The sequence below is a fragment of the Alkalibacterium sp. s-m-28 genome, from assembly GCF_054658175.1.
In genome coordinates, this window is record NZ_BAAGIQ010000374.1 from 1 (window position 1) to 268 (window position 268).

The following is a 268-nucleotide window of genomic DNA, read 5'->3' on the forward strand; positions in this document are numbered from 1 at the left end:
CGTCTGTAATCTTTTTGGATAGTTTGTGCAAGAAATCTTTGCGCTGATTGGCAATCTTCTCGTGCTTTTTGGCTACCTTTAAGCGTGCTTTATTGCGGTTCTTACCGCCTTTTTGTTTGAGGGATAACGACCGTTGCGCTCTCTTCAGCTTCTTTTCGGACTTGTAAAGAGGTTTTGGATTTTTGTGCTTCTCAGTCTCCCCTAAATCATTGGTGGTGACCGCAAAATCCGAAATACCCAAATCAATCCCGATCTTCCGTTCAACTAA

1 protein-coding gene is annotated in these 268 nt (G+C 42.9%); it reads right to left on the minus strand.

The window, feature by feature from the left end; all coding sequences use genetic code 11:
- On the minus strand, window positions 1-268 hold a 268-nt coding region (locus tag ACYQ4S_RS12665), incomplete at both ends, for a transposase (protein ID WP_459771538.1).